Annotated in this window: 14 protein-coding genes; 8 read left to right on the top strand and 6 right to left on the bottom strand. The window is 69.3% G+C overall.

Annotation, left to right across the window (positions count from 1 at the left end; genetic code table 11):
• The first annotated feature begins 109 nt into the window (after nt 1-109).
• Nucleotides 110-1,450, top strand: a complete 1,341-nt coding sequence (locus EYW40_RS14325; protein WP_135822336.1) for an aminotransferase class III-fold pyridoxal phosphate-dependent enzyme — start codon at nt 110-112, stop codon at nt 1,448-1,450.
• Nucleotides 1,451-1,471: 21 nt separating this feature from the next.
• On the opposite strand, the gene EYW40_RS14320 is transcribed toward EYW40_RS14325, so the two are convergent.
• From EYW40_RS14320 to EYW40_RS14310, 3 genes are all read right to left on the bottom strand, one after another.
• Nucleotides 1,472-2,584 carry a pyridoxal-phosphate-dependent aminotransferase family protein gene (locus EYW40_RS14320; protein WP_135822335.1) on the bottom strand — a complete coding sequence of 371 codons (1,113 nt, stop codon included), beginning with the start codon at nt 2,582-2,584 and terminating at the stop codon, nt 1,472-1,474.
• A gap of 75 nt (nt 2,585-2,659) precedes the next feature.
• Nucleotides 2,660-3,898, bottom strand: coding sequence for a threonine ammonia-lyase (ilvA, locus tag EYW40_RS14315; RefSeq protein ID WP_135822334.1), 1,239 nt, complete (start codon nt 3,896-3,898; stop codon nt 2,660-2,662).
• Nucleotides 3,895-5,175 carry an amidohydrolase gene (locus EYW40_RS14310; protein ID WP_135822333.1) on the bottom strand — a complete coding sequence of 427 codons (1,281 nt, stop codon included), beginning with the start codon at nt 5,173-5,175 and terminating at the stop codon, nt 3,895-3,897. The genes ilvA and EYW40_RS14310 overlap by 4 nt, the downstream gene beginning before the upstream one ends.
• Before the next feature lie 128 nt (nt 5,176-5,303).
• On the opposite strand from EYW40_RS14310, the gene EYW40_RS14305 reads away from it, so the two are divergent.
• From EYW40_RS14305 to EYW40_RS14295, 3 genes are all read left to right on the top strand, one after another.
• Nucleotides 5,304-6,275, top strand: coding sequence for a D-2-hydroxyacid dehydrogenase (locus EYW40_RS14305; RefSeq protein WP_135822332.1), 972 nt, complete (start codon nt 5,304-5,306; stop codon nt 6,273-6,275).
• 88 nt (nt 6,276-6,363) lie between these two features.
• Nucleotides 6,364-6,612 carry an AbrB/MazE/SpoVT family DNA-binding domain-containing protein gene (locus EYW40_RS14300; RefSeq protein ID WP_135822331.1) on the top strand — a complete coding sequence of 83 codons (249 nt, stop codon included), beginning with the start codon at nt 6,364-6,366 and terminating at the stop codon, nt 6,610-6,612.
• Entirely contained in the window at nt 6,613-7,047 is a 435-nt protein-coding gene (locus tag EYW40_RS14295; RefSeq protein WP_135822330.1) for a PIN domain-containing protein, read from the top strand.
• 9 nt (nt 7,048-7,056) lie between these two features.
• Here the strand turns inward: EYW40_RS14295 and EYW40_RS14290 are convergent, their stop codons facing one another.
• Nucleotides 7,057-8,238, bottom strand: a complete 1,182-nt coding sequence (locus EYW40_RS14290; RefSeq protein ID WP_135822329.1) for a M24 family metallopeptidase — start codon at nt 8,236-8,238, stop codon at nt 7,057-7,059.
• A gap of 456 nt (nt 8,239-8,694) precedes the next feature.
• On the opposite strand from EYW40_RS14290, the gene EYW40_RS14285 reads away from it, so the two are divergent.
• Complete coding sequence (locus tag EYW40_RS14285) at nt 8,695-9,543, top strand: ParA family protein (RefSeq protein ID WP_135822328.1); 849 nt, start codon at nt 8,695-8,697, stop codon at nt 9,541-9,543.
• The gene (locus tag EYW40_RS14280) at nt 9,540-10,025 is read left to right on the top strand and encodes a DUF7970 domain-containing protein (RefSeq protein ID WP_135822327.1); all 486 of its coding nucleotides are present in this window, start codon (nt 9,540-9,542) and stop codon (nt 10,023-10,025) included. The genes EYW40_RS14285 and EYW40_RS14280 overlap by 4 nt, the downstream gene beginning before the upstream one ends.
• Nucleotides 10,026-10,029: 4 nt before the next feature.
• Here the strand turns inward: EYW40_RS14280 and EYW40_RS14275 are convergent, their stop codons facing one another.
• Together EYW40_RS14275 and EYW40_RS14270 are read right to left on the bottom strand one after the other, a co-directional pair.
• Nucleotides 10,030-10,371, bottom strand: coding sequence for a glutaredoxin family protein (locus EYW40_RS14275; protein WP_135822326.1), 342 nt, complete (start codon nt 10,369-10,371; stop codon nt 10,030-10,032).
• A 63-nt stretch (nt 10,372-10,434) separates the two neighbouring features.
• Nucleotides 10,435-10,680: a BolA family protein gene (locus EYW40_RS14270; protein ID WP_135822325.1), complete on the bottom strand. Its 246-nt coding sequence runs from the start codon at nt 10,678-10,680 to the stop codon at nt 10,435-10,437.
• 271 nt (nt 10,681-10,951) lie between these two features.
• On the opposite strand from EYW40_RS14270, the gene EYW40_RS14265 reads away from it, so the two are divergent.
• Together EYW40_RS14265 and EYW40_RS14260 are read left to right on the top strand one after the other, a co-directional pair.
• Nucleotides 10,952-12,310 (top strand): ABC transporter substrate-binding protein, encoded by a 1,359-nt coding sequence (locus EYW40_RS14265; RefSeq protein ID WP_135822324.1) that lies wholly within the window; start codon nt 10,952-10,954, stop codon nt 12,308-12,310.
• Nucleotides 12,311-12,387: 77 nt separating this feature from the next.
• The gene (locus EYW40_RS14260; protein WP_135822323.1) at nt 12,388-12,969 is read left to right on the top strand and encodes a response regulator; all 582 of its coding nucleotides are present in this window, start codon (nt 12,388-12,390) and stop codon (nt 12,967-12,969) included.
• Nucleotides 12,970-12,980: the final 11 nt, after the last annotated feature.

Below are 12,980 nucleotides of genomic sequence, written 5' to 3'. Positions count from 1 at the left end.
GAAACGCCTTTTTGACTGCGGTGCGCGGTTCGACGTAGCGGCCGGGGGCGTCCCGGCAACTCCGGTATCTATAACAAGTTTTAATGTACATTGTACACGTATTCTGTGTATGGATAGGGACACGGCCGAGCCGGACGCGGACGCGCTTCCCGGCCCGAACGCCCGCAAGTGGGTCGAGTTCCACGGCGAACACGCCGCGCCCAGCGAGTACTCCCACGAGTTCGTCTGGGACGTGACGCGGGAGGCGGACGGCCCCTTCGTCACGGACGTCGACGGCAACGTCCTCCTGGATTTCACCTGCCACATCGGCGCGGCCCCGCTCGGGTACAACAACGGGAAGGTCACGTCGAAGCTCCGCGAGTTCGACCTCGTGGAGCCGATGAAGATCGCCGGCCAGGACATGTACTTCGGGGCCGGCCCGGACCCCGAGGACGCACAGTTCCCGGGGTCGAGCCACCTGATGGAGAAACTGGTCGACGTCTCCAGCCAGTACGGGATGGACACCGTCTTCCTCTCGAACTCCGGCGCGGAGGCCGTCGAGAACGCGGTGAAGATCACCCACGACCACGCGCCCGCCGCGAAGTACGGCGTCGCGTTCGCGGACAGCTTCCACGGGCGGACGCTGGGCACGCTGTCGCTGACGAAGTCCAAGGAGGTGTACACCCGCCACTACCCCGAGATCGCGGGGATCCAGACGGTGCCGTTCTGCGACGACCGCGCCTGCTCCGCGGAGACCTGCGACTGCGGCTTCTTCGCCGGCGGCGGCTCGCAGCTGCGGAACATGCTCGCGCCGCAGGGCCACGTCAACCCCGACGAGGTCGCGTTCGTGATCCTCGAACCCATCCAGGGCGTCGGGGGGTACCGCTTCCCCAGCGAGGATTTCATGGCCGAGGTCGGCGACGTCTGCGACGCCCACGACATCCCGATCGTCGTCGACGAGATACAGTCCGGCGTCGGCCGCACCGGCGAGACGTGGGCGATAGACCACTACCCGATCGAGCCGGACGTGATAGCCAGCGCGAAGGCGCTCCGCGTCGGCGCGACGATCTCCCGGTCGGAGATCTTCCCCTCGGAGAAGAACCGACTCGGCTCGACGTTCGGCGGCGGCGACGTGCTCGGCTCGATGATGGGGGCGTTCACGCTGGAGGCCATCGAGGAGCACGACCTGCTCGACAACGCCACCGAGCGCGGCCGGCAGGCCAAGGAGATGCTGCGGGACGGCGCGCCCGACTGCGTCGTCGACGTGCGCGGCAAGGGCCTGATGCTCGCCGTCGAGTTCGACGCGCCGAGCCGCCGGGACACCGTCGTGAAGGAGTCGCTGGAGCGCGGCCTGCTCACGCTCGGCTGCGGCAAGAAGACGATCCGCCTGCTCCCGCCGCTGGACTCCACGCACCGCGAGATCGAGATGGGCACGAGCATCTTCCTCGACGCGGCAGCGGCGGCGGAGTAGCCCGACCCCCGCGAGCTATCCTTACAGGTCGGCGACGTCCTCGATGGCGTCGGTCAGCGCCCGGATGCTCTCGACGTCGTGTTCGCCCATGTGGCCGATGCGGAACGTCTCCTCGCCGAGCTGGGAGCCGTAGCCGTTCGAGAACGCGAAGTCGTACTCCTCGGACACCGCCTCGATGGTGGCGGCGACGTCGATACCCTGCGTGTTCTCGATACAGGAGACGGTCTGGGACTCGTACCCCGCCTCGGGGAACACGTCGAAGTGTTCGCGCGCCCAGTCGCGGGTGTACTCCGCCATCTCGCGGTGGCGCTCGCTGCGGGCCTCGTGGCCCTCGTCGAGCATGTGTTTCATCTGCTTGCGGTACGCGAGCATGACCGGGATCGCGGGCGTCGAGTGGGTCTGGCCCTTGCGCTCGTAGTAGTCGATGGTCCGCTGGAAGCCGCCGTACCACGACGCCGACTCCTTCTCCAGTTCGCGCTCGTAGGCCTCGTCGCTGACGACACAGACCGCCAGCCCCGGCGGCATGGCGAAGGCCTTCTGCGTGGACGCGAAGATGACGTCGATGCCGTGGGCGTCGATGTCGACGTGGTCGCCCCCCAGCGCGGAGACGGCGTCGACGACGAAGTACGTGTCCGGGTACTCCGCGACCACGTCGCCGATCTCCTCGATGGGGTTGCGGACGCCGGTCGAACTCTCGTTCATCACGGTCGCGACCACGTCGTACCCCTCGTCGCTGGCTTCGAGTTCGGCGCGGATGTCCTCGGGCTTGATCGCCTCGCCCCAGTCGTACTCCAGCCGGTCGACGTCCTTGCCGAGCCGTTCGGCGACGTTGGCGTGGCGCTCGCTGAAGCTCCCGCAGGTCGGCACGAGGATGTTCTCGTCGACGAGGTTGAGCGTCGACGCCTCCCAGAACTCGGTGCCGGAGGCGGTGAGGATCACGACCTCGTTGTCGGTGCCGAGGAACTCCTTCGTGTCCTCGACGATGGTCGTGTACAGGTCCGTCATCCGGTCCATGCGGTGGCCGAACATCGGCTCGGCCATCGCGTCGATGACGTCGTCGCGGACCTCGGTCGGGCCGGGGATGTACAGGGTCTTGTCGGCGTAGTCGCCGGTGTACTCGCGTTTCTCGGTCATGTGATCGGGTAGACACCGATCCCTTCACCGTAGAGAGGGATGGGTGTTGTGATAGAGCGAATTCTGACCGCCCGGCTACCGCGCCAGCGTCGACGAGACGACCGCCACGCCGTCGCGGGCATCGAGCGCGGCGAGCACCTCGCGGAGGTGTTCGGCCCCCGCGCCCTCGATCCCGACCGAGAGCGGCGTCCGGTTCGGGTCGTCGCCGGCCGTTCGCCGCGCACGCTCGGCGGCGTCGAGTTCGGCCCCGCGCGCTTCGACGACTTCCGCCACCCGGCCGAGCGCGGTCGGCCAGCCGTCCAGCGCGAGACGGGCCTCGGCGTACCGGTCGAGTTCGTGTAGCCCGGTCCGCGTCAGTTCGGCGTGCTCGCTCAGGTTCACGTTGCCCCCGGAGACGACCGCGGCGACGCGCTCGCCCCTCACGTCGACTGCCCCGGAGAGCAGGGCGGCGACGGGGGCAGCGCCGGCCGCCTCCGCGACCGTCTTCGCGCGCTCGGCGAGCACCGTCACCGCGACGGCCAGTTCCCGGTCCGAGACGGCGACAACGTCGTCAACGCGCTCGGACATCACGGCGAACGTCTTCTCCAGCAGGCGGGTGTCTGCGATCCCCTCCGCGACGGTGTCGACGCCGGGCAGTTCGCGGATCTCCCTCGCCTCCAGCGACGGCTTCGCGTGGGCCGCGCCCTCGGGCTGGACGCCGACGACGCGGACGTCGGGGTCCCGGGCCTTCAGCGCGGTCGCGATCCCGGATATCAGCCCGCCGCCGCCGACCGAGACGAGGACGGTGTCCGGGTCGGGGAAGGCCTCGACGATCTCCAGCCCGACCGTGCCCTGCCCCGCGATGACCGCCGCGTCGTCGAACGGGTGGACGAACGTCAGGCCCTCGCGCTCGGCCAATTCCAGCGCGTGCTCGTAGGAGCGCTCGTAGATGTCGCCCTCGACGACGACCTCCGCGCCGTAGCCCCGGGTGGCCTCGACCTTCGCCGCGGGCGTCACCTCCGGGACCACGACCGTCGTCTCGACGCCCAGCAGGTCGCCGGCCAGCGCGACGCCCTGCGCGTGGTTCCCGGCGCTGGCCGTGATCACGCCGCGTTCGCGCTCGTCCGGCGCGAGCTGAGCCATCCGGTTGTACGCGCCGCGGATCTTGAACGAGCCCGTGCGCTGGACGTTCTCCAGCTTCAGCCCGACCGCGGCCGCGCCGCTGCGCTCGGCGAGCGTGGTCGAGGTGTCGAGCGGTGTCCGGTGGACCACGTCGCCCAGTCGGTCGCGGTCGGCCCGCACGTCCGCCGCGGTGACGACGTCGTCCGCGTTCACGGCCCGACCTCCGCGGTCGCAAGGATCGATTCGGTCAGCACGGCGACGCCCGTCGCGATGCTGTCCTCGTCCACGTCGAACGTCGGCGTGTGGTGGCTCGTCGGGTGGTCCGTCCCGACGATGCAGTACGCGGCGAGGCCGCCCGCCTCCTGGACGCGCTCCATGAGGAACGTCGCGTCCTCGCTCGCGCCGAAGTCGGCGGTCGGGACGACCGTGTCCACGCCGGCGACGCCCGCCGCGGCCTCGGCGATCACGTCGACCAGTTCGGGGTCGCTGTCGGCGCGGGGCGATTCGCTGACCACCTCGAAGTCGGCGGTGCAGCCGTGCATCCGCGCCGCCGAGCGCACGACGCGGCGGAGCCGGGCCTTCGTGTACTCCATCAGTTCGGTGGTCTCGCCGCGGGCCTCCGCCTCCGCGTGGGCGCGCTCGGCGATGACGTTGCTCGCGGTACCGCCCTCGACCCGGCCGAGGTTGACCCGGGTCATCCCGTCCTCGTGGCGGGGGATGCCGTACGCGTTGGTGATCGCCGTCCCGAGCGCCTGCACGGCGTTGTCGCCCTGGTTCGGGGCCTTGCCCGCATGTGCGGAGGTGCCCTCGAACGTCACGTCGACGTGGCACATCGCCAGGGGCTTCTCGATGCCGGCGACCATCTCGCCGGAGGGGTGGTCGAGGCCGACGTGTGCGGCAAAGAGGTAGTCCAGCCCGTCGGCGAAACGGCTCCGGGCCATCGGGTTCCCGCCGCCGCCCACCTCCTCCGCGGGCTGGAAGAAGACGACGAAGCGGCCCTCGAACTCGCTGTCCTTGATCGCCTCCAGGACGGCCAGCCCCCACGTCATGTGGACGTCGTGGCCGCACGCGTGCATCGTCCCGTCGATGCCCGACCGGAACCCCTCCTCGGCCGGGCGGTGGCCGTCCGCGGTCGACTCCTCGACGAACAGGCCGTCGATGTCGACCCGGAGGCCGACCGCCGGCCCGTCGCCCCGCTCCAGCACGGCGACGACGCCGGTGTTCCCGCCCGCCATCCGCTCCAGCAGGTCGTCGTCGGCACCCCGCTCCCGCGCCCGGTCCAGCCACGGCTCGAACGCGTCGCCGTCGGGCACGGCCATCCTGTCGGCGGGGTCGTAGGCGTCCGGGCCGACGGCGAGTTCGTCGACGCCGATCCCCCGCAGTTCCTCGACGAGTCGGTGCGTGGTGTAGAACTCGCGCCAGGCGGGTTCGGGGTGGCGGTGGAACCCGCGGCGGAGGCTCGTCAGCCTGTCCCGGATAGGTTCGTGCATGGCCGTCGCTAACACGCTCCACCACCTTAACTATACACAGTTCCCGTTAATACCAGATACACAAAAGACTAAGAGGGCGTCGGGCGTTTCACAGGCCGAGCCGCGTCCACCGGCGCGGGACCCACCCCATGAGCGACACACCAGAGATAGCCGTCCTCCGCGAGGGGACGGAAGGACTGTCGATGGCATCGTACGCAGACCGCCTCCGGGAGCGACTGCCCGACCGCGAGGTCGCGCTGGCCCGCACCCCCGCGGAGGAGCGCGAACTGGTCGAGACCGCCCGCGTCGTGACCGGGATCGATATCGACGAGGCCCTGCTCGACCGCGCCGAACGGCTGGAACTGTTCGCCTGCACGTTCGCCGGGACCGACCACGTTCCGACGGACGCGCTGGCCGAGCGCGGCATCGCCCTGACGAACGCGGGCGGCATCCACGCCCCGGGCATCGCCGAGCAGGCGATCGGGAACATGCTCGTGTTCGCCCGCCGCCTCCACGAGGGCTGGCGGCGCAAACAGAACGGCGAGTGGCGACACTTCCAGTCGAGCGAGTTCACCGACAGCACGGTCGCTATCATCGGTCTCGGCTCCATCGGGCGGGCCGTCGCGCAGCGCCTGCAGGGGTTCGAGGTCGACACGGTCGGCGTCCGCTACACGCCCGAGAAGGGCGGCCCGACTGACGAGGTCGTCGGCTTCGACGAGGACGCCGTCCACGACGCGTTCGCCCGAAGCGACTACGTCGTGATCGCCTGCCCGCTGACGGACCTGACGCGCGGCCTCGTCGGCGAGGCCGAACTCGCGACGCTGCCGCCGAACGCCGTCGTCGTCAACGCCGCCCGGGGCGGGATCGTCGACACGGACGCGCTGGTCGCCGCCCTGCAGTCCAACAAGATCCGCGGCGCGGCGCTGGACGTGACCGACCCCGAACCGCTGCCGGCGGACCACCCGCTCTGGGACCTGGAGAACTGCCTGATCACGCCCCACACCGGCGGCCACACGCCGAAGCACTGGGAACGGCTTGCCGACATCGTCGCGCGCAACGTCGCGGCGCTGGACGAGGGCGGCGAGTTGGAGAACGTCGTCCTCGCGCCGGAAGGACGGTAACTAGCAGAAGACGGACGGTCGGACCGCGACGTAATCGGTAGTGTGATCTCACACTAGGTTTTTATCGGGCCGAGCCGTCGCTTTCGATATGAGCAGCGACCGAACCGACGCCGAGAGCAAGGTGTCGGGCAACCAGGCGAACATCCCGGCCAAGATCCGTCGCGAACTGGGGATCGACGACGGCGACCAGCTCCGGTGGCACGTGGAGGACGACGGGAGCGTCCGGGTCCGGGTCGTCCGGCAGGAGACGGGAACGTTCGCCGAGTTCGAGGGGTACGAGGGAGCGGAAGCGACCGACGTGACCGCCGACCACGACGCCTGGGGCGTCGACGAGTAGATGCCCCGCGCGCTGTTCGATACGACCGTCCTCTTCGCTGCGGCCTATCGGGGGGACGGCGCCCACGACGACGCGCTCCCGATCCTTCGGGGGGTCGACGACGGGACGCTCCCCGAAGCGGTCGTCCTCGATTACGTGCTCGCCGAAACCCTCAACGGGCTCGTCACCCACGCCGGACACCCCGCGGCCGTGGACCTGCTCGACCGGATCGAGGAGAACGCGCGATTCCACATCGACTCGCTCACGGCGGACGGCCTCGCGACGGGGAAAGCCCTGTTCAGGCAGTACGAACCGCTCTCGTTCGTCGACGCGTGCCTCGTCGCGTACATGCGGACCGAAGGGCTTGGCTACCTGTACGCGTTCGACGACGACTTCGACGCGGCCGAGGACGTCTATCGCCTCGACACGGCGACGAATCCGTACGATCCGAGCTGATGCCGACGTTCACCGCGTCGAGAACAGTTCCCGCGGGAAGTCGGCCAGCACCTCCGCGCCGTCGCTGGTGACGTGGAACGTCTCGCTCAGTTCGGTGCCCACGTCGTCCTGCCAGATGCCCGGGATCATGTGGAACGTCATGCCCTCCTCCAGTTCCGTCGTGTCGCCCGGCCGGATGCTGGCGGTGTGTTCGCCCCAGTCCGGCGGGTAGCCCAGGCCCATCGAGTACGCGATCCGCTCCTCCTTCTCGATGCCGTAGCTCGAGATCACGTCGCGCCACGCCGCCTCGACCTCCTCGCAGGTGACGCCCGGCTCGACCGCGTCGAGCGCCGCGTTCAGCCCCTCCACGACGATGTCGGTGGTCTCGGCCAGCTTCTCGGGCGGGTCGCCGACGAACGTCGTCCGCGCGAGCGGCGAGTGGTAGCGGTGCCGGCAGCCCGACAGTTCGATGATGACGGGGTCGCCCTCCTCGAAACGCCTGTCGGTCCACGTGAGGTGGGGCGTGCCGGTGTGGTCGCCCGACGGCATCAGCGGGACGATGGAGGGGTAGTCGCCGCCGAAGTCGTCGGTGCCGCGGATCAGCGCGTCGTATATCTCCGCCGCGACTTCGTACTCGGGGACGCCCTCGCCGACGGCGTCGAGCCCCGCGGCCATCGCGTTCTCGGAGATGCGTGCGGCCTGTCGCATGTACTCCAGTTCCGCGTCGGACTTGACCGCGCGCACCCAGTTGACCAGCAGCGTCGCATCCTCGAATTCCGCCTCAGGCAGGTTCGACTGGAGCCGCGTGTACGCCTTCGCGGTGAAGTAGTAGGCGTCCATCTCCACGCCGATCCGGCCGTCCTCGACGTCCAGCGCCTCCAGCACCTCGGCGAAGTAGTCGGTCGGGTGGAGGTCGTACGGGGAGTGGACGTGGTCGTCGCTGTAGGAGTGGATGCTCTCCTCCGAGAGCCACGTCGTCGCGCGGGCCCCGTTCGAGTCCTGGCCGCGCCCGATCCACACCGGTTCGTCGCGCTCGGCCGTGACGACGACCGCCTGGTGGACGTAGAACGACCAGCCGTCGTACCCCGAGAGGTAGTTCATGTTCGCCGGGTCCGAGACGACCAGCGCGTCCAGCCCCTCCTCGCGCATCCGCTCTTTCGTCCGTTCGATCCGTCGCTCGTACTCCGCCGGGCCGAAGACGTCCCCTGGCATTGTCTCCTGTGAACGATCGACGAGCGCCAGTATAACTTTTTCGTGTACAATAGAAACAGATAGTGTGTACATACTCCCCCGGGACCGCGGTCGGGGACTCCCCACCGGGGCGGGTAAGCCCTCCCGGGACGGGCCGTATCGAGAGGGTGTAGTCAGTAGCATTGACCAGACATCCTGAACAGTGTAACTGGTCAGTTTGACTAGCCAGTGTAACGCAATAGTCCAACTGGGCAGCGATACTCGACAGTACGTTCGCTCAGTCAGCCCAACGGAACAGTCAAAACCACAAGACTGCACCTCGACAGCGACAGTATCCCCGGGCAGTCTGTAGGGCCCGGACGACTGTCCAGATCCACCAATCAGCAACACCACACAGTATTACTGGTCAGTGTGACTGTTCAGTAACACTGTCAAGTATAGCCATGATTTATGACCCATCAGTGCGACTGACCGGTCATGATCACGTACACGACGTACTCGGAGGCCGGCGGCGTCGGGAAGACGACGACGGCGGCAAACCTCGCCGTCGCGCACGCCCGGCGCGGCCACGACGTGCTCTGCATCGACCTCGACCCGCAGGAAGGGAGCCTGAGCTACCTGTTCGAGGTGGACGACGACCGGTCGGACGGCACCGCCGACAACCTCGTCCGGCACCTCATCGGACGGCCGAAGGGAGAGTTCCGCGACCTGATCCGGGAGACCGACGAGGCCGGGGTCGACGTGATCCCGAGCCACAACATGCTGGAGAACCTCACGCGGAACCTGATGAAGGCCGCGGAGATAGAGGAGGACATGCACCCGGACGACGACTACGAGTGGCCGAAACACGAGCAGTTGCTCCGGGTGCTCCGGGAGAACGACGTGCCGGGCGACTACGACGTGATCATCTGCGACCCGCAGGCGACGCCGGGGGACGCGCTGAACAACGCCATCTTCGCCACGCGGTCGGTGCTCCTGCCAGTCGAGTTATCCGGGAAGGGCGCGCTGAGCATCCGCGGACTCGACGACCTGGTGACCGGCCTGGAGGAGGAAGTCGGCATCCAGGTCGGCGTGCTCGGCGTCGTGCCGGTGGGGTTCAAGCGCACCAACACCCAGGAGACACAGCTGGAGGAACTGAAGGCGTCGGACTTCGACCTGCCGGTCGTGTTCAGGGAGCGGGCGAGCCTGATGCAGAACATGTGGGACCACCGCACCTCGGCCTACGGCGTGCTGGAGGACGAACGCGAGCCCAACGGCGAGTACGAACTGGAGACCCTGGAGAAGTACGACGACCTCGCGGCCGGAATCGAGGGTGAGTTCGAATGAAGTCCGGAGCCGGCGACGACCCGTTCGCCGACGACCCTGTGGAGCCCGACGACGGGGGAGCCGAAGGCGAGCCCGAGGTCCCGGCGGAGGAGTCGACCGCGGAGTCACCGTCGACGAACGAGCGGGCCGACCGCCGCGGACAGCGTGACGACCGCGACCAGTCACGAGGAGGAGACGACGACGCGACCGACGACACCGACGATGCGGGCAACAGCGACGACGGGGACGACGAACCGACGGAGATCCCGTGGGTCCTCCGGCGTTCGCGGGTCAAGGAGGACCGCGACAACGTCCACCAGTTCTTCCTCCGGGACGAGTACTCCGCGGCGGAGGACGCGATCATGGACGCCGTCGCCGACGAACTGGACATCCGCGAGAAGGACCTGAAGAAGTTAGACGTCCGCGAGGCGATGGTGGCGACGGCCGACGCCGAGGCCATCGCGGCGACGCTGTCCGAGTGGGGGTACGAGTACGTGGACTAGGCAGTTACGCCGACAGTTCGTCGGCGAGTTCGCCGCGCTCGTCGAGTTCCGCGAGGATGTCGCTGCCGCCGACGAACTCGCCGTCGACGAACGTCTGGGGGATCGTCTCCCAGCCGCTGTGTGCTTCGAGGGCTTCGCGGTACTCGTCGAGGGCTTCGAGCACGTCGACGGTTTCGTACTCGTCGCGGTGCTGGTCGATCAGGCCGAGCGCGCGGCGGGAGAAGCCACACTGGGGCATCAGTTCGGTCCCCTTCATGAACAGGACGACCTCGTTTTCCTCGATGGCGCTGTCGACGCGCTCCTGTGCTTCCTCAGGCGAGAGGTCCGCAGTCGGTTCGAATCCCATACCACACCGGAGCGGTCCCGGAAACAAATGCCTACCGCTGTCGGCGGTCGGGGACCGGCGGCGTCAGGCCGGGGCCTCGTCGGGCGTGTACGTCTTCAGTTCGAGCGCGTGGATGTCCTCGGTCATGCGCCCCTCCAGCGCGTCGTAGACGAGTTCGTGCTGGTCGACGAGCGACTTCCCCTCGAACGCGGGGGAGACGACGCGGGCGGCGAGGTGGTCGTCGTCCTCGGGGCCGCGAGGCTGGATCACTTCGGCCTCGGCGTCGGGCACGTGCGATTCGATGAGTTCCTCGATCTCTTGTAGGTCCATGATCGGTGACAGGCGGTCGACGGAAAAAACGTTGCCCCTCCGTCCCGGAGCAAAGGTCGCTCGGTCGGGACCGTACGAGGGGTTTCGGGAGGCCGAGTTTCGACGGGGTCCACCCCGATGAGAGCACGGGGGGATGCGCGGAGCGATTCGTGTGGTCGGCCGGACGGGCGAAGGCCCATCGCTCGATGGAGTGTTCCGACGATTCGGGAGATAGATACGCTTCGTCTGCGGCGGAAAACATTTGTAGCTCATCGGCGAACCACCTGGATCGATGACTGGTCCCCCGGAAGCCCAGCCGACCTCCCGGCGACGGCCGCTGCTGGCCGCGCTCGCCACGGGGGGCTTCGGAAGCCTCGTCGGCTGCGCGTCGTCCGGCGACCCGACGGCGACGAGCGGGCCCACCGAGACGGGAACGCCGGTCGAGGTCCTGCACAACTGGACGTCCGGCCCCGACCGGGTCGCGAGCGAGTCGTTCACCGCGGCGTTCGGCGACGCCCACCCGGCGGTGGCGACGGACGTGCGGACCGTGGCGGACCTAAGCGTCGACGAACTCGTGGGCCGACGCATCGAGGGCGGCGACCCGCCGGAGGTGTTCGGAACCGTGCCGGGCGGGAACCTGGCCCCGTTCGACGGCTCGCTGTCGACCGTCGAGGACGCGTGGGTCGGCGACGCCGCGGACGCGCACCCGCCGCTCGCCCGGGAAGCGTGTCGGCGGGGCGGAGCCTACCGGGCCGTCCCGGTCGCCGCCTTCCGGGTCGATACCGTCTACTACAACGTCGACGTCCTCGCCGCCGCCGGGATCGACCCCGCGTCACTCTCGTCCGTCGACGGACTCCTCGGGGCCGTCGAGGCAGTCGCGAGGTCGTCGGTCGACGCGCGGCCGTTCGCCCACGCGCTCGTCTGGCCGAGGTCCACGCTCCAGTTGTTCACCGCCCTGCTCGCCGCCGACGACCCCGGGGCGTACCGGCGGTTCCTCTCGGGCGACGGCGGCCGGTCCGCCGTCCGCGAAGCGGTGTCGGCGACGGCACGCCTCCTCGCCGCCGGGGACCGTTCGAGCGGGACGTTCGCCGAAGCGGGCCGCCGGGTCGGGAACGGGGAGGCGGCCGCCGTTCAGGCCGGGTCGTGGCTGTCGTCGTACCTCCGTCGGGCCGGGTTCGGCCACCGGAATGAACCCGAAGGCGACGGTAGCTGGGGCCTCGTCGGCCTCGGGGACGCGCCGGTCGTCCGGTACGAGGCGTTCGTCCCGACGGCGGACTCCGCCTCCCCGGACGGGGCGGCGGCGTGGCTCGCGTTCGCGAGCACGAAGGCCGGCCAGGTCGCGTTCAACCGTCCGTCGTCGGCCGCGGCGCGTCCGGATCCGAACCCCGAGGACAGCGAGAACCCGGCCGTTCCGCGCGGATCCGTGCCGCCCCGGACGGACGTCCCGCCCGAGCGGTTCGACCCGCCGCTGTCGGCCGTCGCGCTGGCGTATCGGGACGCCGACGAGCGCCTCCCGGCCGTGGAACTCACGCTCGCGCCGGGGACGGTAGAGGCGTTGCTCGGAGCCGTCGACGACTGGCTGGTGAGCGGCGAATCCGTCGACGTCGACGCGGCGACCGATGCGCTCGAGGCGGCCGTCGGGGACGCGTGATCTGCGAGGGTACGAAGCTCCCGCCCGCCGCCACACCAATCACGTTTTGTCACTCCGGGATCGTGTTCCACGTAACGATGGGAGACCGCACGGACGAACCGCTGCCGCGGGCGCTCGTCGTGGACGACGAGAAGCAGGTGGCCGACGCCTACGCCCTCCGCCTGCGGGGCCTCTGTGCCGTCGACACCGTGTACGGCGGCGAGCCCGCCCTCTCGGCCGTCGCCGAGGGCGACGTCGACGTGGTCCTCCTCGACCGGCACATGCCGGGGCTGTCGGGCGACGACGTGCTCGACGCGCTCGACGACCGCGGGTTCGACGGCCGGGTCATCATGGTGACCGCCATCGACCCGGGGTTCGACGTGCTGGACATGCCGTTCGACGACTACCTCTGCAAGCCGGTCGAGCGTGAGGACGTCCGGACGGCCGTCGAGCAGCAGTGCACTACGCTGGGGTACGAGACCCTCGGGGAGTACTTCAGCCTCGAGGCGAAGCGCCGCGTCATCGAGGCGGAACTCCCGGCCGAACGTCTGGAGGACCATGAGGGGTATCGGGACGCCACGACGCGGGCCGAGCGGCTGGAGCGGCGTGCCCGTCGCCTGCTCGACGACCCGGCCGCCCTGTTCGAACGGTTCGACTCCGTTAGCCGCGAGAGCAGGTGATCCGCGGGGCG

It is taken from the genome of Halostella litorea, assembly GCF_004785955.1.
In the GTDB taxonomy this organism is placed as follows: Archaea; Halobacteriota; Halobacteria; order Halobacteriales; family Natronoarchaeaceae; genus Halostella; species Halostella litorea.
Note: the sequence above shows the minus strand (reverse complement) of the source record. Positions and strands in the feature narration are given on the sequence as shown.